Origin of the sequence: Halorhodospira abdelmalekii, assembly GCF_016583625.1 — a bacterium.
GTDB lineage: Bacteria > Pseudomonadota > Gammaproteobacteria > Nitrococcales > Halorhodospiraceae > Halorhodospira > Halorhodospira abdelmalekii.
In genome coordinates this window covers 64,503-85,948 of sequence record NZ_NRRN01000002.1, presented here as the reverse complement: position 1 = coordinate 85,948, position 21,446 = coordinate 64,503, and the positions used below count along the sequence as shown (strand labels likewise).

19 protein-coding genes are annotated in these 21,446 nt (G+C 63.2%); 11 read left to right on the top strand and 8 right to left on the bottom strand.

All coding sequences use genetic code 11. From position 1 onward, the window contains the following. Positions 1–26: 26 nt before the first annotated feature. Positions 27–596: an elongation factor P gene (gene efp, locus CKO15_RS00950; protein WP_200191572.1), complete on the bottom strand. Its 570-nt coding sequence runs from the start codon at positions 594–596 to the stop codon at positions 27–29. A gap of 207 nt (positions 597–803) precedes the next feature. On the opposite strand from efp, the gene CKO15_RS00945 reads away from it, so the two are divergent. The 7 genes from CKO15_RS00945 (at position 804) to CKO15_RS00915 (ending at position 10,865) form a co-directional block, all read left to right on the top strand. Continuing rightward, positions 804–3,428: an efflux RND transporter permease subunit gene (locus CKO15_RS00945; RefSeq protein ID WP_200191570.1), complete on the top strand. Its 2,625-nt coding sequence runs from the start codon at positions 804–806 to the stop codon at positions 3,426–3,428. Between the two features lie 62 nt (positions 3,429–3,490). Then, the gene (locus tag CKO15_RS00940; protein ID WP_200191568.1) at positions 3,491–4,330 is read left to right on the top strand and encodes an outer membrane lipoprotein-sorting protein; all 840 of its coding nucleotides are present in this window, start codon (positions 3,491–3,493) and stop codon (positions 4,328–4,330) included. A 4-nt stretch (positions 4,331–4,334) separates the two neighbouring features. Beyond that, on the top strand, positions 4,335–5,750 hold the full coding sequence (locus CKO15_RS00935) for a DUF1302 family protein (protein WP_200191566.1): 1,416 nt from the start codon (positions 4,335–4,337) through the stop codon (positions 5,748–5,750). Between the two features lie 186 nt (positions 5,751–5,936). Next, positions 5,937–6,212, top strand: coding sequence for a hemin uptake protein HemP (hemP, locus tag CKO15_RS14630; protein WP_420842105.1), 276 nt, complete (start codon positions 5,937–5,939; stop codon positions 6,210–6,212). 57 nt (positions 6,213–6,269) lie between these two features. Continuing rightward, positions 6,270–8,948 carry a fused MFS/spermidine synthase gene (locus CKO15_RS00925; RefSeq protein ID WP_200191564.1) on the top strand — a complete coding sequence of 893 codons (2,679 nt, stop codon included), beginning with the start codon at positions 6,270–6,272 and terminating at the stop codon, positions 8,946–8,948. Between the two features lie 224 nt (positions 8,949–9,172). Further along, entirely contained in the window at positions 9,173–9,562 is a 390-nt protein-coding gene (locus CKO15_RS00920) for a c-type cytochrome (protein ID WP_200191562.1), read from the top strand. Further along, entirely contained in the window at positions 9,558–10,865 is a 1,308-nt protein-coding gene (locus CKO15_RS00915; RefSeq protein ID WP_200191640.1) for an FCSD flavin-binding domain-containing protein, read from the top strand. The genes CKO15_RS00920 and CKO15_RS00915 overlap by 5 nt, the downstream gene beginning before the upstream one ends. 69 nt (positions 10,866–10,934) lie before the next feature. Here the strand turns inward: CKO15_RS00915 and CKO15_RS00910 are convergent, their stop codons facing one another. From CKO15_RS00910 to CKO15_RS00900, 3 genes are all read right to left on the bottom strand, one after another. Further along, on the bottom strand, positions 10,935–11,753 hold the full coding sequence (locus tag CKO15_RS00910) for a response regulator (protein ID WP_200191560.1): 819 nt from the start codon (positions 11,751–11,753) through the stop codon (positions 10,935–10,937). Positions 11,754–12,319: 566 nt separating this feature from the next. Beyond that, positions 12,320–14,503: a catalase/peroxidase HPI gene (katG, locus tag CKO15_RS00905; protein ID WP_200191558.1), complete on the bottom strand. Its 2,184-nt coding sequence runs from the start codon at positions 14,501–14,503 to the stop codon at positions 12,320–12,322. A 191-nt stretch (positions 14,504–14,694) separates the two neighbouring features. Beyond that, a complete protein-coding gene (locus tag CKO15_RS00900; protein ID WP_200191555.1) occupies positions 14,695–15,012 on the bottom strand; it encodes a DUF1640 domain-containing protein in 318 nt (105 codons plus the stop codon). 272 nt (positions 15,013–15,284) lie between these two features. Between CKO15_RS00900 and CKO15_RS00895 the strand changes: the two genes are divergently transcribed. Next, a complete protein-coding gene (locus tag CKO15_RS00895; RefSeq protein WP_200191553.1) occupies positions 15,285–16,379 on the top strand; it encodes a cobalamin biosynthesis protein CobD/CbiB in 1,095 nt (364 codons plus the stop codon). 46 nt (positions 16,380–16,425) lie between these two features. Here CKO15_RS00895 and fdxB read toward each other — a convergent pair whose 3' ends face one another. Then, positions 16,426–16,704, bottom strand: coding sequence for a ferredoxin III, nif-specific (gene fdxB / locus CKO15_RS00890; RefSeq protein WP_200191551.1), 279 nt, complete (start codon positions 16,702–16,704; stop codon positions 16,426–16,428). Positions 16,705–16,937: 233 nt separating this feature from the next. On the opposite strand from fdxB, the gene msrA reads away from it, so the two are divergent. The 3 genes from msrA (at position 16,938) to CKO15_RS00875 (ending at position 18,799) form a co-directional block, all read left to right on the top strand. Next, the gene (gene msrA, locus CKO15_RS00885; RefSeq protein ID WP_200191549.1) at positions 16,938–17,492 is read left to right on the top strand and encodes a peptide-methionine (S)-S-oxide reductase MsrA; all 555 of its coding nucleotides are present in this window, start codon (positions 16,938–16,940) and stop codon (positions 17,490–17,492) included. Then, positions 17,480–18,484, top strand: coding sequence for a zinc-binding dehydrogenase (locus tag CKO15_RS00880; protein ID WP_200191547.1), 1,005 nt, complete (start codon positions 17,480–17,482; stop codon positions 18,482–18,484). The genes msrA and CKO15_RS00880 overlap by 13 nt, the downstream gene beginning before the upstream one ends. 90 nt (positions 18,485–18,574) lie before the next feature. Then, on the top strand, positions 18,575–18,799 hold the full coding sequence (locus CKO15_RS00875) for a transposase (protein WP_338035967.1): 225 nt from the start codon (positions 18,575–18,577) through the stop codon (positions 18,797–18,799). A 56-nt stretch (positions 18,800–18,855) separates the two neighbouring features. Here CKO15_RS00875 and CKO15_RS00870 read toward each other — a convergent pair whose 3' ends face one another. The 3 genes from CKO15_RS00870 to putP form a co-directional block, all read right to left on the bottom strand. Further along, on the bottom strand, positions 18,856–19,212 hold the full coding sequence (locus CKO15_RS00870) for a HepT-like ribonuclease domain-containing protein (RefSeq protein WP_200191545.1): 357 nt from the start codon (positions 19,210–19,212) through the stop codon (positions 18,856–18,858). Continuing rightward, complete coding sequence (locus tag CKO15_RS00865) at positions 19,205–19,495, bottom strand: nucleotidyltransferase family protein (RefSeq protein WP_200191543.1); 291 nt, start codon at positions 19,493–19,495, stop codon at positions 19,205–19,207. Before CKO15_RS00865 ends, CKO15_RS00870 begins: the two co-directional genes overlap by 8 nt. 394 nt (positions 19,496–19,889) lie before the next feature. Beyond that, entirely contained in the window at positions 19,890–21,371 is a 1,482-nt protein-coding gene (putP, locus tag CKO15_RS00860) for a sodium/proline symporter PutP (RefSeq protein ID WP_200191541.1), read from the bottom strand. Positions 21,372–21,446: the final 75 nt, after the last annotated feature.

Genomic DNA, 21,446 nt, shown 5'->3' with positions numbered 1-21,446 from the left:
CGCTCGGGCACAGACGCACCGCACCCTCACTCCTTAGAGCGGCTGACGTACTCGCCCTTGCGGGTGTCGATGCGCAGCACCTCACCCTCCTCGATAAAGAGCGGCACCCGCACCGTCGCCCCGGTCTCCAGCTTCGCCGGCTTACTGCCGCCGCCGCTGGTATCGCCGCGCACTCCAGGGTCGGTCTCCACCACCTTCAGATCGGCAAAGTTCGGCGCCTCGACCTGCAACGGTTCGTCATTCCACAGCACTACGGTACAGACATCCTGCTCCTTGATCCAATTGGCTGCATCGCCGACGGCGCGCTGTGGAGCGGCCTTCTGCTCGAAGGTGGTCGGGTCCATGAAGTACCAGAACTCGCCGTCGTTGTAGAGATACTGTAGATCGGTCTCGACCACGTCAGCGGCCTCGACACTCTCCCCCGACTTAAAGGTCTTTTCGACGACGCGGTTGGTCTTAAGGTTGCGCAGCTTGACGCGATTGAAGGCCTGTCCCTTGCCCGGTTTCACAAACTCGTTCTCGATGATCGAGTAGGGATCACCGTCGAGCATCAATTTCAGCCCGCCCTTAAACTCGTTGGTGCTATAACTGGCCATATGTCTTCCTTCGCAGATTCGCGGATTAGCGGATTCACAGAGAGGGGGAAGCGTTGGGACGGGATGCTACCGGAAAGCAGCGCTCAGCCCAAGCGTTACACGCGCGCAGCGGGAGTCCTCTGATCATTGCACGCGAGCACTTGCCAAACGCCCGCCATGATGTATCATTACAATTGAATACAATGTCCAGACAAAGGGGAACACCTCATGGGGGGACCGCTTGCACTCTGGTGCATCGATCATCGCCGCTCGATCTTCGCCGCCATGCTGCTGTTGGTGGTGGCGCTCGGAGCGCTGATCCCGCGCATCCAGATCGATACCGACCCGGAAAACATGCTGCCGGCCGATCAAGCCGATCGGGTGCTCCACAACGAGATCCGGGAGCAGTTCAATCTCAACGAGATGGTCGTCGTCGGCCAGGTCAACCGCGACCACCCTGACGGAATCTTTAACCCGGACTCCCTCGCCGACCACTACCACTTAACACGCGCCATCGAACAGATCGACGGCGTCATCGCCCGCGATCTACTCGCCATGGCGGCGGTCGATAACGTCGAGCAATCGGCCCCCGGGACGATCGACTACGACTGGCTGATCGGCGCCCCGCCGCAGAGCCAGGAAGAGGCCGACCGGATTCGCGCCGCCGTCGAACGCCTCCCGATGTATCAAGGCACCCTCGCCTCTGAGGACGGCACCGCAGCCGGTATCTTCGTACCGATCGCCAGCAAGGACTACAGCCACCGCATCGCCGGTGAGATCCGCGCGGCGGCGGCCGAGATCGGCGTCACTGACGAGCTGCACATCACCGGTCAGCCGGTCGCCCAGGACACCTTCGGGGTCGAGATGTTCCAGCAGATGGCCGTCTCGGCCCCCTTGGCTGGGCTGATCATCTTCCTGGTGATGCTCTACTTCTTCCGCAACATCGCGCTGGTCATCGCCCCCATGCTGCTGGCGATGACGGTCGTGATCTCGACCATGGGGCTGCTCATCGGGACCGGCTTTACGGTCCACATCATGAGCTCGATGATCCCCATCTTCCTGATGCCGATCGCGGTCGTGGCCTCGGTCCACGTGCTGTCGAACTTCGCCGACCGCTACCGCCCCGGCGACGATCCGCGTGCTGTCATGGGTGAGGTGATGCAACGCCTCTATAAGCCGGTGCTCTTTACCGGGTTGACGACCGGCGTCGGCTTCGCCTCGCTGATCTTCACCCCGATTCCGCCGGTGCAGGTCTTCGGCGCCTTTATCTCCTTCGGCGTCTTGCTGGCGCTACTGCTCACCCTGACCTTCATACCGGCCTACGTCGGCTCTCTGTCGCGCCGTAACCTCGATCGGATGGCAGCCCGCGTCCGCCAAGATCAGGCGAGCGAACAGAGCTCGAAGATGTGTACCGCGCTGGGGGCGACCGGTCGGTTCGCCGTCCGCCGGCGGGGCTGGATCGTCAGCGCGCTGGTGCTCCTGGTCGCTGTTGCGGCCTTCGGCATTAACCAGATCCAGATTAACGACAACCCGACCCGCTGGTTCAAGGCGAGTCACGACATTCGCATCGCCGATGCCGTCCTCAACGAGCGCTTTGCCGGCACCTACGAGGCCTATATCCGACTGCAGCGGACCGGGCTTGAGGAGGTGGCCGAAGAGCTTCGCACCACCACCGATGAGATCGTTGCTGAGGCTGCAGAGGCCGGACACGATCTCGCCCCGCAGTGGGAGGAGTTGTGGGAACAGAGCCGTGGCGAGGGCCCGCTCGGCGATCGCCTGGAGGCGTTGGCGATTGAGATCGACGATCTGCTCTTCGAGGTCGATCTCGATCAAGCCGAGCACTGGGAGGCGCTGCTCGATGCGGTCGAGGCCGCCCGCACCGAGACCCGCGCCTTCCAAGAGCCGCGCTACTTGGCCTGGATGGCCGATCTGCAGCGCTACCTTGAGGAGCAAGGGGTGGTCGGCAAGTCGTCGTCACTGGCCGATCTGGTCAAGACCGTCAACCGCGAGCTGATCAGCGGTGATCCGGCCGACTTTAGACTCCCGGAGCGATCCGGCGGCGTCTCGCAAGCGCTGCTAAGCTTCCAGGGCTCACACCGGCCGCACGATCTGTGGCGCTTCGTCACGCCAGACTACACCGAGGCCAACCTCTGGCTGCAGCTGCCAAGCGGCGACAATCAAGATATGAGCCGGGTCGTCGCCGCCGTGGAGCGCTACCTGGTCGATCATCCGCCCCCCGAGAATGTCGAGCTCGACTGGGCGGGCGCGACCTACATCAACCTGATCTGGCAGGGGGAGATGGTCAACGGCATGCTCTTCGCCCTGCTCTCTGCCTTCGTAGTGGTGCTGATCATGATGATCGCGCTGTTCCGTTCGCTGACCCTCGGGCTGCTGGCGATGCTGCCGCTGACGGTGACGATCGCCTTCATCTACGGGGTGATGGGGTTGATCGGCAAGGACTACGATATGCCGGTGGCGGTGCTCTCATCGCTCTCCATCGGCCTGTCGGTCGATTTCGCCATCCACTTCATTCAGCGGCTGCGTATGGCCCTGGAGGAGACTGGATCGTGGCGCACAGCACTGGAGCAAGTCTATCGTGAACCAGCCTGCGCCATCTCGCGCAACGCCATCGTCATTGCGGTCGGCTTCCTGCCGCTGCTCGCCGCACCGCTGGTGCCGTACATCACCGTCGGCACCTTCCTGGCCAGCATCATGGCCGCCTCGGCGCTGGTCACCCTGCTGGCCCTGCCAGCGCTGATCGCACTGCGCCCCGGCCTCTTTCTCAAGGAGACCGGGGGAGAGGCCGGAAAGGAGACCGGGGCGGGTCGCAGTGCAGCCGGTTCCAACCTCTAATCGCTGAGCGGTCATAGCTGAGCACAGCCAAGACGTTCAGGCAGACACAGGAGACGATTAAGATGGCACACGAGACCAAAACACCTTGGGTGTCGCTGTCGCTGACCCTCGCGCTGGCGGCTGCGACGGCTACCGCGACGGCTACGGCCAGCGACCACAATCACGAGCCGAACCACGACCGCGATGTGATGGAGATCGTCGAACGGGCCAACCTCGCCGCCTACTACGCCGGCGCGGATGGTCGCTCCGAGGCGCGGATGCGCATCGTCGATGCGCGCGAGCGCACCCAGACACGGCAGTTTACGATCCTACGCAAAGACGTCGAAGAGGGCGGCAAGCAGCACTACCTAGTCGTCTTCAGCCGCCCCTCGGAGTTCCGCGGCGTTGCCTTCTTGGTCGAAAAGCGCCCCGGCGACGATGACGACCGCTGGCTCTACCTGCCGGATCAAGACTTAGAGCGGCGCATCGCCCCCGGCGATAAGCGCACCAGCTTCGTCGGCTCCCACGTCTTTTACGAAGACGTCTCGGGGCGTGACATTCAAGATGATGAGTACGAACTGCTTGAGGTCACCGACGACCGCTATAAGATTCGGGCGACCCCGAAAGAGCCCGGCAGTGTCGAGTTCGCCGCCTATACGATGTGGGTCGATCGTGAGACCTACCTGCCCATGACCACCGAGTACGAGGATGCAGCCGGCAGCGTCTACCGGCGCATGGAGAGCTCCCAGGTGGAGATCATCGACGGCCACCCGACCCCGCTGCGCATGCGCATGGAGGACCACAACATGGGCGGCTACACCGAGGTGCAGTTCCGTGGCCAAGAGTACGATCTGGGCATCCCGGCGAGCGTCTTTTCGCAGCGCAGCCTGCGCAATCCACCGCGCGAATGGCTGGGGAGGTAGCGCCATGGCAGCAGGTACGGGAGAGCGACCGCAGCGGCAGCTCCGTGCTGCCCTCCTGCTCGCTGCTGGAATGGTTACCGGGGTAGCCGTTGCGGCCGCCCCGGCGACACACGCCGAGTGGGGAGCGAACGGCGGGGACGACGGGAACAATGGTTGGGACAACGATTGGGAGGATAACGGCTGGGATGACGACCCGTGGGGCGATGAGGAGGCGGGCGGGCTGCCCTTTGAGCTCAGCGGCTTCGCCGAGCTGGCCGGCGGCTACCGGACGCGCGATCACGAGCTCTTCGATAAACGATATCACTTAGCCGAGGCGCGCTTGCGCCTGGAGGCAAGAGGCGACTGGCGCCGCTTCGACTACCGGGTGCGTGCCGACGCCGTAGCCGATGGGGTCACCGACGAGCTGCGCGGCGAGCTGCGTGAGGCCCGACTCAGCTTCCCGGTCGGCGAGCGCCTCGATATGCGCCTCGGCCGCCAGGTCCTCGCCTGGGGCACGGGTGATCTGCTCTTTATCAACGACCTCTTCCCGAAAGACTTTCAGTCGTTCTTGACCGGGCGCGACGAGGACTATTTGCAAGGCCCCTCCGATGCCGTACGCGGCACCTGGTACGGCGAGCAAGTCACGCTCGATCTGGTCTGGACGCCGCTCTTTGCACCGGATACCTACCCGGAGGGCGAGCGGCTGAGCTACTTCAACCCTCGCTCCGGCGAACAGGTCGTCGACCGCCTCCGCGCCGAGGAGCCCGACGACTTTCCCAACGACGGTGAACTCGCCGCGCAGCTGCGCACCCGCATCGGCGGCACCGAGCTCGCTGGTTACTTCTACCGCGGCTTCTTCCCGCAACCCGGCAGCGTAACAGAGGCGGATCGGTTGACTCACGGCCGGCTGAACGCCTTCGGCGCCAGCCTACGCGATCGCCTCGGCCCGGGGATTGTCAACGCCGAGATCGGCTACTACCACTCGGTCGACTACGACAGCAGCGCCCCGCAGCGTGCACCGAACTCAGAGGCGCGGCTGCTGCTCGGCTACACCTGGGAGGCAATCACCCACCTCGATGTCGGGCTTCAGTACTACGTAGAGTGGCTGCAAGAGTACGACGAATTGAAGGCCGCGTGGCAGGGAGATGAGAACTTGGATAACGCCCAGGAGGACGACTACCGCCCTGATGAGTTCCGCCACCTGCTGACCGCTCGCCTGACCTACTCGATGTGGCGCGACAATTTAACTGCCTCGCTCTTTACCTTCTACTCGCCGAGCGATAACGACTACTACCTGCGCCCGAGCCTGCGCTACCGCGCCTCGGACGCCCTAACCTACTCGCTGGGCGGCAACTTTTTCGGTGGCGACCACGCTCATACTTTCTTCGGACAGTTTACTGAAGATTCAAACCTCTACGCACGACTGCGCTACCGCTTTTAGATGGCTTGACTTCCTCTCCACGGCTAAAGCCGGGGGCTCCCCGAGCCCGAGTGGTGATTGACTATAAAACGATAACCATTATCATTGCCTCTACTAAGCGCACATGCTATCAGGTTGCATCCTCGGTCGCGCACTGCGCCAGTGATTCGGCGACACGTGGTGTCGCTCGCAACCGTGACTGCAACAGTGAGCGCGAAAATCGGCAACTGCGAAGCGAAGATCGGGGGGTGTTCGGTGGTGGACGAAGGCGAAGAGGGAGCAAGATCAAACGCAACCGCGCTGCGCAGCGGCAGCGACAACAATCAGGGCGCTGTGCTAGCTGCAAAGCCGCGGGGCGCTGGGAGTGTGCGCCTAAACAGTCGCGACCTTTTCGGTGACGCCCGACAGGTGATCATTGAACACGGCCAAGAGGAGTACCGACTACAGCGGACGCGGCAGGGGCGACTGATCTTGACGAAGTAGCACAACCACTGTGCAATAGCGCCGCTAGGCTCACCCATCGGTTTTTTCGAGCACCCCATGAATCCTGAGCGAATCCGTATCACCGCCGTTGCGCTCTTTTTCCTCTCCGGCTTTGCCGCCTTGGTCTATCAGGTGGTCTGGGTTCGCGAACTCGGCTTGCTCTTCGGCAACACCGCCCAGGCTGCCGCACTCACCATCGCCGTCTTCTTCTCTGGGCTGGCGCTGGGTGGCTGGTTTTGGGGGCGCTTAGCACCGCGGTTGCGCTCAGCACTGGCGGCCTTTGGCGGCGTCGAGATTGCGGTTGCGGTGACCGCCGGCGGCGGGCTCTTTCTCGGCGAGCCTTACCACACCCTCTACCCACTACTGTCCGACGGAGTGGCCGCGTTACCGGGCGGCGAGCTGCTGCTGCGCGTCGGGTTGGCCACCCTGCTGCTCTTCCCGCCGGCGTTCTTGATGGGCGGTACGCTGCCGTTGATGGGACAGGCGCTGGTTGTCGGCGGACAGCGTCTCGCGACGATGGGCACCGCCCTCTACGCCATCAACACCTTCGGCTCGGTGACCGGAGCGCTCGCAGCCGGCTTCTTCTTGCCGATCTGGCTCGGCTACAGCGGCACCTATGGATTGGCCATCGCCATCGATCTGACGGTCGGTTTGGCCGCCCTTCTGATCGCCCGCCGTCTGCACGGCGGAGTCCTCGCCCCCTCTCTTAAAGACGAGACGGTAGAGCGTCCTACCGCAGCTGCCGAGCCCGCCGCACGCCGCCACAGCAGCAGCCATGGCAGCAATCATGGCAGTCGTAGCAGTCAAAAACGCCAACGCGATCGCGCGCGCCGCGGCGCGCCTGGCGAGGACGCTGCCGCTGCGCTCCCCTTGCCGTGGCACCTGATCTGGATGATCGCCGCCGGTTCCGGCATCGCCACCCTCGGTGTCGAGGTGCTATGGACCCGCCTCTTTGCTCAGGTGCTGCAGAATTCGGTCTATACCTACGCCATCGTTCTGGTTGCTTTTCTGCTGGCCTTGGCGTGCGGCTCGCTACTCGCCAACCTTTTGGTGCGGCTGCGCCGCCCGGCCCCGCAGCACATCCTGCTGCTCTTGCTGCTGTCCGCGGCGCTGGTGGTCGCGCTCTCGCCGTGGGCCTTCCACACCGCCACCGGCGGCTTTGCCTACGTCGGCAGCGGCACCGGATGGTACGACTATCTGGCGGCCGTCTCGGCTCTCGCTGTCGGTGTGATGGTGCTGCCGGGCGTGCTCCTCGGCGCCGTCCTGCCCTACCTGCTGCGCCTGGTCGAAGCCGCCAATCCCCAGCCGGGCGAGGTCTTAGGGCGTCTGGTAGCAGCCAACACCGGTGGTGCCATTGGCGGTGCACTCCTGGCCGGCTTTGTTCTGTTGCCGCTCTTCGGCGCGACCATCAGCCTGCTGCTGTTAGCAGTGACCTATCCGCTCCTCGCCGTACTCGTGTTAGCCAGTGAACCGGTCCGCACCACCCGCCACTTCGGCTACGCGAGCGCAGCACTGCTCGCAGCCGCCACGTTGCTGCTCGGCGCACTGCGCCCGGAGGCACTACAGATTGCCCGGGTCGACGAGGCGGCGGGCGAGCGTCTGTTGGAGGTGCGCGAGGGCACCCACGCCACGGTGGCGCTGGTTGCCCGCGATCAACACCGCCTGCTGCGCGTGAACAACTACTACACCTTGGGCGGTAGCGGCGGCCTGGATGCCGAGCGCAACCAAACCTTAATCCCGCTCATGGCCCACCCGGAGCCGCGTCGCATCTTCTATCTCGGGCTCGGGACCGGCATCACGGCGGGCACGGCGCTGCGCTTTCCCAGCGTTGAGCAGGTCGAGGTCTGTGAGCTGCTGCCGGAGGTCGTCGATTTCGCCGAGCGTCACTTCGGCGAGTGGAACGAGGGGCTGTTCGACGATCCGCGCGTTACGGTGCGCGCCCACGATGGACACCACTGCCTGCGCCACAGTGACCAGGCGTACGACGTCATCATCAGCGATCTCTTCACGCCGTGGAAGGCCGGCACCGGCAATCTCTATACCCGTGAGCACTACGAAGTGGGACGCCAGCGGCTCGCCCCTGGCGGACTCTTTGTCCAGTGGCTCCCCCTCTATCAGCTGACCGACCGCGAATTTGGCTCGATCGCTCGCACCATGGATGAGGTCTTTGAGCAAGTGGTGGCGTGGCGCGGCGACCTCTTTGCTACGGGCTCGATCGTGGCGCTGATCGGGACCACGGCCGATACCGTACTCGACCCCCAGAGCCTGATCCGCCACGGCCGTATACTGGCCGGCAATCCGAGCCTCCCCGAGGAGCTGCTGCTCGCCGCATCGCTGCGCATGTACGTCGGGCAAATCTCAGGGAGCGATCTATTTGATGACTACCCGATCAACACCCTGAACCGCCCGGTGATCGAGTTCCAGGCGCCGCACACCCAGCGCCGGGTCCAAGCCGGTGAACTCGGCTGGCTGGTCGGCCCAGCCCTTGGGCACTTCTATGAGGCCCTGGCCGAAGCCGTACCGACAGCCCACGACCCCTATTTACGGGCGATTCCACCAGCGGCCCACGACTATATTCGCGCCGGGCGCCACTTTTACCACTACAGCGTCCTCCACCACTTCGGCCATGAGGCGTTAGCGCAGCGCCACTTAGAGACTTTTCTGGCGCTGACACCATTTGAAGCACCGCCGCCGCCGCCGCAGGAGCCGGCAACACGAGCGGGCTGGGAGGAGTAGCTTAGACCGCGGCGCTACCCCTTTCGGACAGGTTGGCTCGGCCGAGCAATTGTGATAAAAGTCAAATCCACTGCTCTTGCTTGGACGCGGTTACGCTTAGGGGGGATCAACCAATGGGCATCAGGAGAATCAAAAAGAGAGAGGCGGCAGAGCACGGCGGAGCGCATGGCGCTAAATCGTTCCGATTCGGCGTGCCCCGATCCGGTGCGCTCTTGTGCGGAGTGATGCTGCTAGCCGGGGTCGTTTCTCTTAGCATCGGCAACGCCCTAGCAGATGGTGTTGGAGATGGCCCAACTGGTCACGCCGACGGGACCCATTCGGCGACTGATCGCGCGGCGGGTGACGATCCGCAGCCGATCTCGCGCGCTAAGATGATCGCTTACAGCTGTTTCTCCTGCCACGACCGCACGGGTCAGGGCATTAAGAGCATGCCGCCAATCAGCGGCTTCAGCCCCGAGCAGATGGTGCGGATGCTTGAGGATTTTCGCGATGGTCACGGCGAGCCGACGGTCATGGACCGGCACGCTGCCGGCTATTCGCAGGAGGATTTTGAGGCGATCGCCGAGTTTCTAAGCACGATGGATTGGGAAGGCGAGGTGTCCGATGAAGATTGATCGACTGACACGGCGGCAGTTCATCGGCCTCGTCGGGGCCAGCGGAGTCAGCGCGGCAGCGGCCCTAAGCGGCTGCGCCCCAACCTCGCCACGTCCAAGCCCGGAGAGCAGCGGCGCCCGAGTCGTCGTTGTCGGCGGTGGTCCCGGGGGCGCAACGGCCGCTAAATATCTAAAGTATTTCGAGCCTAACCTGGATGTTACGCTCGTTGAGCCGAAGCGCTCCTACTACACTTGCTTCGGCGGCAATTGGTACTTGGGCGGCTTCCGCGAACTAGAGACCCTGCGCCACGACTACCGGACCCTCACCTCGCGCTATGGCGTGCGAGTGGTGCACGATCGCGCCATCGATCTCGATGCCGACGGCCGTCGCCTCATCACCGAAGAGAACGGCTCACTCCCCTACGAGAAGCTGGTGCTCGCCCCCGGAATCGAACTCGACTACTCGCGCGTCGAGGGCATGGGGGCGAGCGATGCCGAAGCAATCCCGCACGCTTGGGAGGGCGGTAAGCAGTACGCCGTACTCCGCTCCCAGCTGCTAGAGATGAAAGACGGCGGTACCTTTATCATGTGCGCCCCGCCCAACCCCTTTCGCTGCCCGCCTGGCCCCTACGAGCGAGCAAGCCTGGTGGCCCACTACCTCAAAGAGCACAAGCCGCGCTCGAAGGTGCTGATCTTGGACGATAAGGATGGCTTCTCCAAGCAGGGGCTGTTTAAGGAGGGGTGGGAGGCGCTTTACGGCGATATGATCGAGTGGGTGCCGGCATCCGCGGGGGGCGCCTTGGATCACGTCTCCGTGGCCGAGTGCAAAGTCTATACCGACGGTGGCGCCCAAGCCCACCGCGCCGATGTACTCAACGTCATCCCGCCACAGCGGGCCGGGCGTGTGGCACAGCAGATGGGCTTAACCGACGACGACGGCTGGTGCTCGATCAATCAGCTCACCTTCGCCTCGGACAAGCACCCAGATGTCCACGTCCTCGGCGATGCCGCCGTTGTCGGCGCCATGCCGAAGTCCGGACACGCCGCCAATAACCAGGCAAAGGTGGTGGCCGTAGCAATCCTCGCTGAGCTGCGAGGGCACGAACTGCCGGAACCGACCAAGGTCAACACCTGCTACAGCTTGCTCGCCCCCGACTGGGGCGTCACGGTTGCGGCCGTCTATAAGTACGAGGAGGGCGAGATCCGCTCCGTTGAGGGCGCGGGCGGACTCAGTCCTGAAGGGGCCTCGCGCGACTTCCGGCTCCGCGAGGCCGACTTCGCTCCGGCGTGGTACGCCGCCATCACTCAAGATATCTTCCGTTAGCTGGTCAATCGACGGCCCCTGCCTGCAGTCGGTACCGCTTGGGCAGGGGCTTTGTCGGCTTCGCTACCGCTATTCGTTGGGCACCGTGCTCTGCTGAACAAAGCGCTGGATTAAGGCGTAGAGCTGGCCTTGCAGCGCACTGTCGAGGGTTTCGGCAAAGTGGACCGCGATATCGACGGTATCACGCTTGCCTGCACCTCCGCGTCGCTGCGACCGCTCGGCTTCGATGCGTACGACTTCGCAGGGCAGGCGCAGCTCCTGTACCTGTGTCTTTCCCTCGCGCCCGCCCTCTTCGCCCTGTGGAGACTCGATTCGCACCCCCACGTTATCGTAAACCCAGAGTAGGCCACGCCCCATCGAAGACTCGGTACGGATGCGTGCCCCCGTCGCCGAGATATCGACCAAACGCCCGGTGAAACCGCCCCCATCGCCACCACCCTCCGGCTCGACGGTGACAGCGATCTTTTCCAGCGGCTGAAGGCGATCGGCCCGCCGCCGTTCAGCGCGCTGCATGACTCGCTGAATCGCCGCGATGACCGTCTTGGTGGTAAACGGCTTAACGATATAAGCATCGACCCCGGCCTCGACTGCCGCAAGCAGCGACTCACGATCGGCGCGGCTAGTCACCATGACAAAGCGAAGCTGCTCCCACTCCGGGGTCGCACGGATCTTGTGCAGCAGTTCATCCCCGGTCGGCGGGGGCATCTCCCAGTCGCAAAAGACCCAACCGATCTCCGCACTGTACTGCTCAAGCACCTTTAGGGCTGAGCTGCCATCGTGCGCCTCAAAGAGCTTGCGGCACTTGAGATAGCGGCGCAGCATGTCCGAGGTGATGCGTCGTGCAGTCGATGAGTCGTCGACCACCAAGACGGTTTCGTTCTCCAGCATTACAAAGCTCCGCTTTCCCTCTTCAGTCCGCTCCAGTGGACGCTGTTTTTTTTGCTCCGCCGATCCGGTACGCAGCGCTCCAGGACACTGCGCTCCGGGGCAGATAGATACCACCACACCGGCACCATGATACCGATAAGCGGGCACTAATCCATATGCCGAGAGAGTTTTCTTATCCACAGCGCGCTGTTGACAATAGCGCTGCCTGCCGATCCAGCTCAGCAACCCATTGATCGCACAAGGCCATTCATAACCGACTGAAATACAAAGAGGCATGCCTAGCGGGCAACCTTTAACCAGTGCGTCAAAAGTCGCAGCTGGCGCGGCCTCGGCACAACTACCCAAGGTTCTTCCACAGAGTTATCCACAGGTTCTGTGGATAAAATTGCCGAGCACACGGGACGCGGGCTGACTCACCGATAAGCAGCACCGGCAGCTGCGACACCGGCTGAAAAAGCAAAAAAAATGGCGGGCAAGGACTTCGTGATGCGCTTGCCCACCACTCGCCGGCCCGCCCCCACCGCTTCATCGAGCGATCCAGCCTAGGCCGGACCGCTCAGGACCGCTCAGCCCAGATCGAACCGATCGGCGTTCATCACCTTGTTCCACGCCGCGATGAAATCGTTGACGAACCGCTCCCGGTTATCGTCCTGGGCGTAGAACTCGGCATAGGCACGTAGGATCGAGTTCGAGCCGAAGACCAAGTCGACACGGGTTGCGGTCCACTTCGTCTGCCCGGTCTCGCGCTCTTGAATCTCATAGAGATTTTCGGCTACGGGCCGCCAGGTGTAGCGCATATCGGTCAGATTGACGAAGAAGTCGTTGGTCAACTGCCCTTCACGGTCGGTCAAAACACCGTGTTGAGTCCCGCCGTGGTTGGTGCCCAAGACGCGCATACCGCCGATCAGCACCGTCATCTCGGGGGCGGTCAAACCGAGCAGCTGCGTGCGATCGAGCAACAGCTCCTCGGGCTGAACCACGTAGTGCTTTTTGAGCCAGTTGCGGTAGCCGTCGGCCACCGGCTCGAGGTACTGGAAGGAGTCGACATCGGTCATCTCAGTCGTAGCATCACCGCGCCCCGGCGCAAAGGGCACCTGAACGGCGTAGCCGGCTGCCGCGGCCGCCTGCTCAATACCGACGTTGCCGGCCAGCACGATCACATCGGCAACACTGGCCCCGGTCTCGGCGGCGATGCCTTCCAGCACACCCAGTACCTTTTCCAAGCGCTCCGGCTCATTGCCCTCCCACTCCCTTTGCGGGGCTAAGCGAATCCGGGCACCGTTGGCGCCACCGCGCATATCGGAGCCGCGGAAGGTGCGCGCACTGTCCCACGCAGTCGCCACCATCTCACCGATCGAGAGCCCGCTGGCGACGATCTTCGCCTTGACCGCATCGACGTTGTAGTCGCTCTTACCGCGCGGGACCGGGTCTTGCCAGAGCAGCTCCTCGCTCGGCACTTCGGGGCCGAAGTAGCGCGAGCGCGGCCCGAGATCGCGGTGGGTCAGCTTGAACCAAGCGCGGGCGAAGACCTCATCGAAGTAGGCCGGGTCGTTGTAGAAGCGCTCGGAGATCTTGCGGTACTCCGGGTCGATCTTCAGCGCCATATCGGCGTCGGTCATGATGGGATTGAGGCGAACCGACGGGTCTTCGACATCGACCGGCTTATCCTCCTCCTTGATGCCGACCGGCTCGTACTGCCACGCCCCGGCGGGGCTCTTCTTGAGCTCCCAGTCGTAGTTGAGCAGCAGTTGGAAATAGCCATTGTCCCAGCGCGTCGGATAGGTCGTCCACGCGCCTTCAATGCCGCTGGTGACCGTATCGCGGCCAATCCCTCGCCCGACCTGGTTGTTCCAACCTAAGCCCTGCTCCTCAAGCGGTGCCGCCTCCGGCTCGGGGCCGAGGTCGGCGGCATCACCGTTGCCGTGACACTTACCGACGGTGTGGCCGCCGGCAGTCAGGGCAACGGTCTCCTCGTCGTTCATTGCCATGCGCTCGAAGGTGACCCGCATGTCTTTGGCGGTCTGGAGCGGATCGGGGTTGCCGTCGACCCCCTCCGGGTTGACGTAGATCAGCCCCATCATGACGGCCGCCAGCGGATTCTCGAGGGATTCGCGGTCACTTGCGTAGCGGCTCTCGGGATTGTCGCTGGGCGACAGCCACTCCTTCTCCGAGCCCCAGTAGATATCCTTCTCCGGATGCCAGATATCCTCGCGGCCGAAGGAGAAGCCGAAGGTCTTCAGCCCCATCGACTCGTAGGCCACGTTGCCGGCGAGAATGATCAGATCGGCCCAGCTGACCTGGTTGCCGTACTTCTTCTTGATCGGCCAGAGCAACCGCCGCGCCTTATCGAGGTTGGCGTTATCCGGCCAGCTATTGATCGGCGCAAAGCGCTGATTGCCGGTATTGGCCCCGCCGCGCCCATCCGCCACGCGATAGGTGCCGGCGGCGTGCCAAGCCATGCGGATCATGAGTCCACCGTAGTGGCCCCAGTCCGCCGGCCACCACGGCTGGCTGTCGGTCATCAACTCCTGCAGATCCTGCTTGAGCGCGGCGACGTCGAGACTCTTCAGCGCCTCGCGGTAGTCAAACGCCGCCCCCAGCGGGTCGGTCTTGGTATCGTGCTGATGGAGGATGTCGAGGTTGAGGGTGTGCGGCCACCACTCCATATTGGAGTTGCCTGAGGCGGTATTGCCGCCGTGCATAACCGGACACTTACCACTGCTGCCACTGCTGCCTTGTTGGTCACCCATTACAAGCGCTCTCCGTTAGTTGCTCCGCCAACCATACGGTCGGACTCATCAAAACCTAACATCCCGCCGAACTGCATGCAGCACCACACCCGCGGAAGCGAGTGTCACGAGAATACTTTCGAGATTTATTCTAATAAAAGAGACGCAGACGCTCAAGCCCTTCCCCTGCGCGCCCTCCATCACGCCCCTTGCTAAAGCAACTTCATCAACGCTACGATCAGCGCCACCTGACCGAGCAGCAGCGGCACCAGCCACTTCAGCAAGTCCGACTTGATCCGCACCGTCTCAGTGCGCAACTGCTCAATATCGAGCTTCAGATCGGCGCGGATCTGCTCGATCTCCTTTTGTAGCCGCAACTCGGTCTCGCGCAGATGGGCCTGCGTTGCCAGATCGGGGAGGTGTGGATAACGATCCTCAAGACGCTCGAACGCCTCGGCAATGATCCGCGCGCGAGTCCGGTCATCCGGCGCTGAGGTCAGGGCTTCATAGAAGGCAACAGCTGAAGTCATGGCGGAGCGCTCCGGCAATCAGTCGGGAACCCAAGCACCTGCGTGGTATTTCGTCGGCCTAACTGACACTCTGATAGCCTAACCGAATCCCGGGGCCTTTGCAGCGGATTCGTTTCACGTGGCAAGGACTTACAACCAAACCCGGCCTTGCTTCCGCGTCAACTACCCCCGCCTAAAGGCGGGAGCTTGTGAAAGCAGGCTGGGTTGACCAGGGAGAGTGGCCAATGTGCCGCTACATTTGCAACAGGTCATGAAGTGAAAGGAAGCAACCGATGAGTCAAGCTCTGGTGCTACTCGCCGCCTGGCTGCTTGATACGGTATTCGGTGAACCGCATCGTGGCCATCCACTATGCGCCTTCGGCAACCAAGCGGAGCGCCTAGAGCAGCGGCTCAATCGGCCATGCTGGTCGGCTGGGCGGCGGCGTGCCGCCGGCGCCGTCGCGGTGGGACTTTTGGTCTTGCCGTTGGTCATGCTCCTCTTCTGGGTGAGCCACCACCCCTACGGCTGGCTGCTGGAGCTGCTGGTCCTCTTTTTCTGTATCGGCTGGCACAGCCTGCGCGAACACGCGGAGGCGGTCCGCGAGGCCCTTCGCACGGCCCGCAGTGGCGGCAGCGGTCTGGGCAGCGGTCTGGGCAGCGGTCTGGGCAGCGATCCAAGCAAAGATCCAAGCAAGGATCCAAGCAAGGATCTGAACGCCGCCCGGCGGGCGGTCGGCGCCCTGGTCAGCCGTGATACGACATCCATGCAGCCACCGGCCATCGCGGCTGCAACCACCGAGTCGGTCCTGGAGAACGGCAACGACGCTCTCTTCGCCACGCTCTTCTGGTTCGCGATTGCTGGCGCCCCCGGCGCACTGCTGCACCGATTAGTCAACACGCTCGATGCCATGTGGGGCTACCGCAACGCACGTTTTAACGACTTCGGTTGGGCGGCTGCCCGCTGCGACGATCTACTCGGCTACTTACCGGCCCGTCTCACCGCGTTCACTTACGCCTTGTGCAGCCGGCATCCCATTCGTATCTGGCGCTGCGCACGCCGCCAGGCCCGCTCCTGGCCCGGGGTCAACCCTGGAATAGTGATCGGCGCCGGTGCGCTGGCTCTGGGCGTTCGCCTCGGCGGGACTGCTCCCTATCCCGACGGCCTCCATCGCCGACCGCGCCTGGGGCCGTGGTGGGGGGCGAGTGCCAACCGGTGCTATGACAACATATCTGGCACCGACACCGACGCCCGGCAGGGACACGCTACTGCCGGGGGGGCGCTTGATGAGTCAGCGATCACCGCCGCCGTGCGCCTCGTCGGACGCGGCGCTTGGCTGTGGCTCGGTGTGCTGCTGCTCCTCTTCCTGCTCCCGAGTGGCTACACGTGATCTTGCGCTTGACCTGGTGATCTTGTGCTTGACCCGGTACTCTCCGCTATTCGACGGCTAGCGGGGCATGCTCAAAGCACTCCTTAGGGCAGGCCGCGGCACAAGCCTTACATCCAATACACGAGCCATCGCTAGCGATGGTCATGTACATGCGGATTTCATCGTCCTCGTCCTCATCCTCTTCTTCCACCAGGTCCAACACGCTCTGCGTACAAGCCTTGAAACAGCGACCACAGCCGATGCAGATATCTGAGGAGAGGGCGGTAATAAATTCGGGCACCCAGGTGGTGCCATCCTTGCGGTAGCCTTCAAGATAAGCGCTCATGACATCATTCCTCATCTCTATGATCTCTCTAAGGGATAACGCACTTGAGGAATGGATACAAGCGCTTTTGGAAGCATGGCGGTGGTCGAGCACTTCTCCTGGGAGCGCCGGCGTCCTCCACTGCGTGGCAGGCTGGTGGACCATGGCAGGCTGGTGGACCATGGCAGGCTGGTGGACCAAGAAATGATCAAGGCCCACGACGAGAATCCAGGTTCGGAAACGAGGATCATCCGATGTCACACACGATCACGGTTGGCGGCGGCTGTTTCTGGTGCATCGAGGGCGTCTTCCAGCAGCTTCCTGCCGTACACCAAGCCCTCTCCGGCTACGCCGGTGGCAAGACACCCGACCCGAGCTACCGCGAGGTCTGCAGCGGTCGCACCGGCCACGCCGAGGTGGTGCAGGTGCACTTTGACCCGGAACGGATTGAGGAGCGGGCGCTGCTCGAGCTCTTCTTTGCCATCCACGACCCGACGCAGCGGGATCGCCAAGGCCCCGATGTCGGGCCGCAGTACCGTTCGATCATCCTCTATGCCGACGCGGAGCAGCGGCGCACCGCCGAGGCGGTCATCGGCGAGTTGGAGGCAGCGGGGGCCTACCCCTCCCCCATCGTCACCGAATTGGCTCCGCTGACCCTCTTCTATCCGGCGGAAGCCGTGCATCAGCGCTACTACGAGGCGGCACCGGAGGCGCCTTACTGCCGCTCGATGATCGCACCGAAGATCGCCCGTGCCCGCGAGCGCTTTCCTCACTTGTTCGATGGCGGAGAAAAAACATGCAATGTGTGAAACTCTTTGAGCCCGGCGGCCCTGAAGCACTGCAGCTTACCGAAGTCGCTACACCGGAGGCGGAGCGAGGACGGGTTCAGGTTCGCGTAGCAGCAGCCGGCGTCAATCCGATCGATGCCAAACAGCGCCAGCGCGGCCCACTCTTCCCGGGTGGAACGCTGCCTGCCATTCTCGGCTGCGACGGCGCTGGCACAGTGACTGCGGCAGGCGACGGAGTCGATGCTGTGGCGGTGGGCCAGCGGGTGCTCTTCTTCAACGGCGGCATCGGTCTGGAGCCTGGTAACTATGCCGAGTACACGAGCGTCGATGCGCGCTACGTGGTACCGATCCCGGACTCGGTCGACTGCAACACTGCAGCCGCTATGCCGCTGGCAGCGCTTACGGCGTGGGAAGGGCTCTTTGATCGTGGACGGCTGCAGCGAGGGGAGTCGGTGCTGATCCACGCCGGTGCCGGCGGTGTCGGCCACATCGCCATTCAGCTAGCGCGCGAGGCCGGTGCAGAGGTGCTGACAACGGTCAGCGACGACACCAAGGCTCAGTTCGTGCGGGATCTCGGCGCGGCGCACGTCATTCGGTACCGCGACGAGGACTTCGTTGCGGCGGTCTTGGCCCACACCGGGGGCCGTGGCGTCGATTTGGTCTTGGATACCGTCGGCGGCGCCGTCTGTACCCGCTCACTGCACGCGCTGGCTACCTACGGCCGCCTAGTCACCATCCTCGCACTGCCGGAAGAGATGGACTGGCCGCACGCCCGACTCCACAACCTCACCGTGGCACAGGAACTGATGGTGACGCCGATGGCTCTTGGCGACGATGCGGGACGCCGACAGCAAACCGCGATCCTGAGTGAGTGTGCCAGCCGGCTTGCCGACGGCCGCCTGCGTGTCCATGTCGCCGAAACCTTCCCTTTGGAGGGCGTTGCCGAGGCGCATCGACGCATCGAGAGCGGTGGCGTGATGGGCAAGCTGGTGCTTGCCGCTGGGAGTGGCTGAGTCGGGAGCCCGGAGCTCGAAGGCCCGCTACCGCGGGCCAACGCGGGACCATACTCAGCAGCTTGGACAGATGCGCCTAGCGCTGACGCTCTGACGCTCAAGGCGCACTGGCAGGGTATCCTCAATGCCTTCGACTCGCGCCTGTCCAACGGCTCTGTCGAGGGCATGAACGGTCAGATCCAAATCGCCAAGGGCCGCGCTCGAGGCTTTCGCACCACCAAGAATCTGATCACCATCTGTTACCTGGTCTGCGGCAAGCTTACTCATCTGCCTGCCTCACCCTACGGCACAAGATGTAGTTCGGCGGTGGCTTGAGACGATGGCGGTGCTACCCACACAGATCACGAAGGTGCCCCGTTTCCGGCCGGGTCTCACGCCTGTACCTCGTCTTTCAGCGCCTTGAGCTGCGGCAACAGTTGGGGCACATCATCCTGGACGATGCTCCAAAGGGTGTCGTCGTCGATACCGAGGTAGCCGTGGATGAGACGGTTGCGGGTGGCGATGATCATCCGCCAGGGGATTTCAGGATGGGCGGCCCGGACCTCATCCGGGATATGGGAGGCGGCTTCGCCGATCAGTTCCAGATTACGCAGGGTAGCGTCGTAGGTGAGACTGCTAGCTACGAAACCGGCCTGGTCGAGGCCGTCGGTGTAGGCGAGCACCTTCCCGGCGAAGTCAATCATGTCGACGAGGTAAAACCGCCATTCGCGCTGTCTGGCATCAGACATTGACCCGCTCCTGTTCAATGTAGGGGCGAAGCTCCGGCCGCAGGGCCTTTTCTGTGACCAGGTCGACTGGACAGCCGAGCATGTCCTCCAGGTAGAACTGCACGCCGAAATAGCGTTTGGAGGTGGCCGGGCCGTCGAAGTCCACCAACACATCGATATCGCTGTCTATTCTTGCCGTATCGCGTACAGTCGAGCCGAACAGGGCCAGCCGAGTCACGCCGAAACGGGCCTGCAAGTCGGGTTTGCTGCGGCTTAGCAGGTCGAGAACACGTTGTCTGTTCATAGCAGTTCAGGGGATAGCAGCTCAGGGGACAGTCTTGTTTTCCGGGTACGATCGAGCGTTATCGCGGGAGCCGAGTTAAACAGTGACTGCCAGTCGACGCTCGCCCTCAGATAGCTCGCGCTGCAGACCAGACCAGACCAGACCAGACCAGACCAGACCAGACCAGACCAGACCAGACCAGACCAGACCAATGTTACGGATGTGACGCTCGGTATTCTAGATCGCGGTGGCACGGAGCAGGTAGCGCAACGTCTACCTCTGAGTGAAATAAATCCGTCCCCGTTTCTCCCATCGCTGTCAATGGCCATCCATAACGAGACCATCATCCCTAATCAAAAACCAGGGATGATGCGTTACCGCTGGCGGCGGAACTCGCCGGGCCAGCCCATCCGGGTCACTCCATCCGCGCCCGGACCCGATCGAACTCGCGCTCGATCACCTCACCAGGACCGCCGCCGATGCGACTGAAGATCAGGATCGCCACGGTCCCGAGGATGAAGCCAGGCAGGATCTCGTACATATCGAACAGACCGCCCTCGAGCAGATCCCAGACGACCACCGTCACCGCACCGACGACGATCCCTGCCAGAGCGCCGTTGCGGGTGGTGCCCCGCCAGAACACTGAGAGGATAATCACCGGCCCGAATGCGGCACCGAAACCGGCCCAGGCGTAGGCGACCAGGTCGAGTACAGCGGCATCCGGATTGAGGGCGAGCAGCGTGGCAAAGAGGCCGATGCCGAGCACCGTACCCCGGCCGACCCACACCAGCTCTCGGTCACCGGCGCGCGGGCGCAAGAAGCGCTTATAGAAGTCCTCGGACAGGGCCGAGGAGGAGACCAGTAGCTGCGAGTCGATGGTGCTCATGATCGCCGCCAGCACCGCCGCCAGCAGACAGCCCGCCACCCACGGGTTGAACAGCGCCTGGATCAGGGCCAGGAAGACCGTCTCCGGATTTTCCAGGGCGCCGGTCCCCCCGAAGAAGGCGATGCCGGCAAAGCCGGTGAAGATCGCCCCGAACAGGGCGAAGACCATCCAGCTGATACCGATGAACCGGGCCGCTGGGATGTCCTTCGGGCTGCGGATCGCCATGAAACGGGTCAACACATGGGGCTGCCCGAAGTAGCCCAAGCCCCAGGCCATCAGCGAGATGATGCCGAACAGCGTTACATCGTGAAAGGCATCCAGCGCCCCGGGCTCGAGCTCCGCCACAGCGCCGGCAGTCTCCGACCAGCCGCCGAGGTTCATCACCGTGATCACCGGCACCAGAATCAGGGCGACAAACATCAGGATGCCCTGGATAAAGTCGGTCCAGCTAACCGCCAGGAACCCGCCGAGCAGGGTGTAGACCAGAATCACCGTAGCGCCGACCGCCAGAGCCAGGGTGTAGTCCACGCCGAAGGCACCCTCGAACAGGGTCCCCGCCGCCACCAGCCCGGCCGAGGTATAAAAAGTGAAAAAGAGCAAGATCACCAGGGCGGAGGCCACCCGCAGGGCCGAGGTCCGGTCCCGGAAGCGATTCTCGAAGTAGGCGGGAATGGTGATCGAGTCCCGTGCTATCTCGGTATAGCGGCGCAGCCGCTCGGCGATGAACTGCCAGTTGAGGTAGGCACCGATGGCCAGGCCCACCGCAATCCAGATCTGATTCATCCCCGAGACGTAAACCGCTCCGGGCAGGCCGAGCAGCAACCAGCCGCTCATATCCGAGGCACCGGCCGACAGGGCCGCCGTGCCGGCGCCGAGGCGACGTCCACCGAGGATGTAGTCAGCCAGGCTCTTGGTAACGCGGTAGGCAAACAGCCCCACCAGGATCATCAGGATCAGGTAGACGACAAAGGTCGCGAGTAGCGGGATGTTGAGATCGAGTTCCCCGTTCATCGGTGCTCCCCCCTCAGTTTATGGCTGACCAGGCTCACCAGGGTGAATGCCACCACCAGCAGCATGGGCACCAGC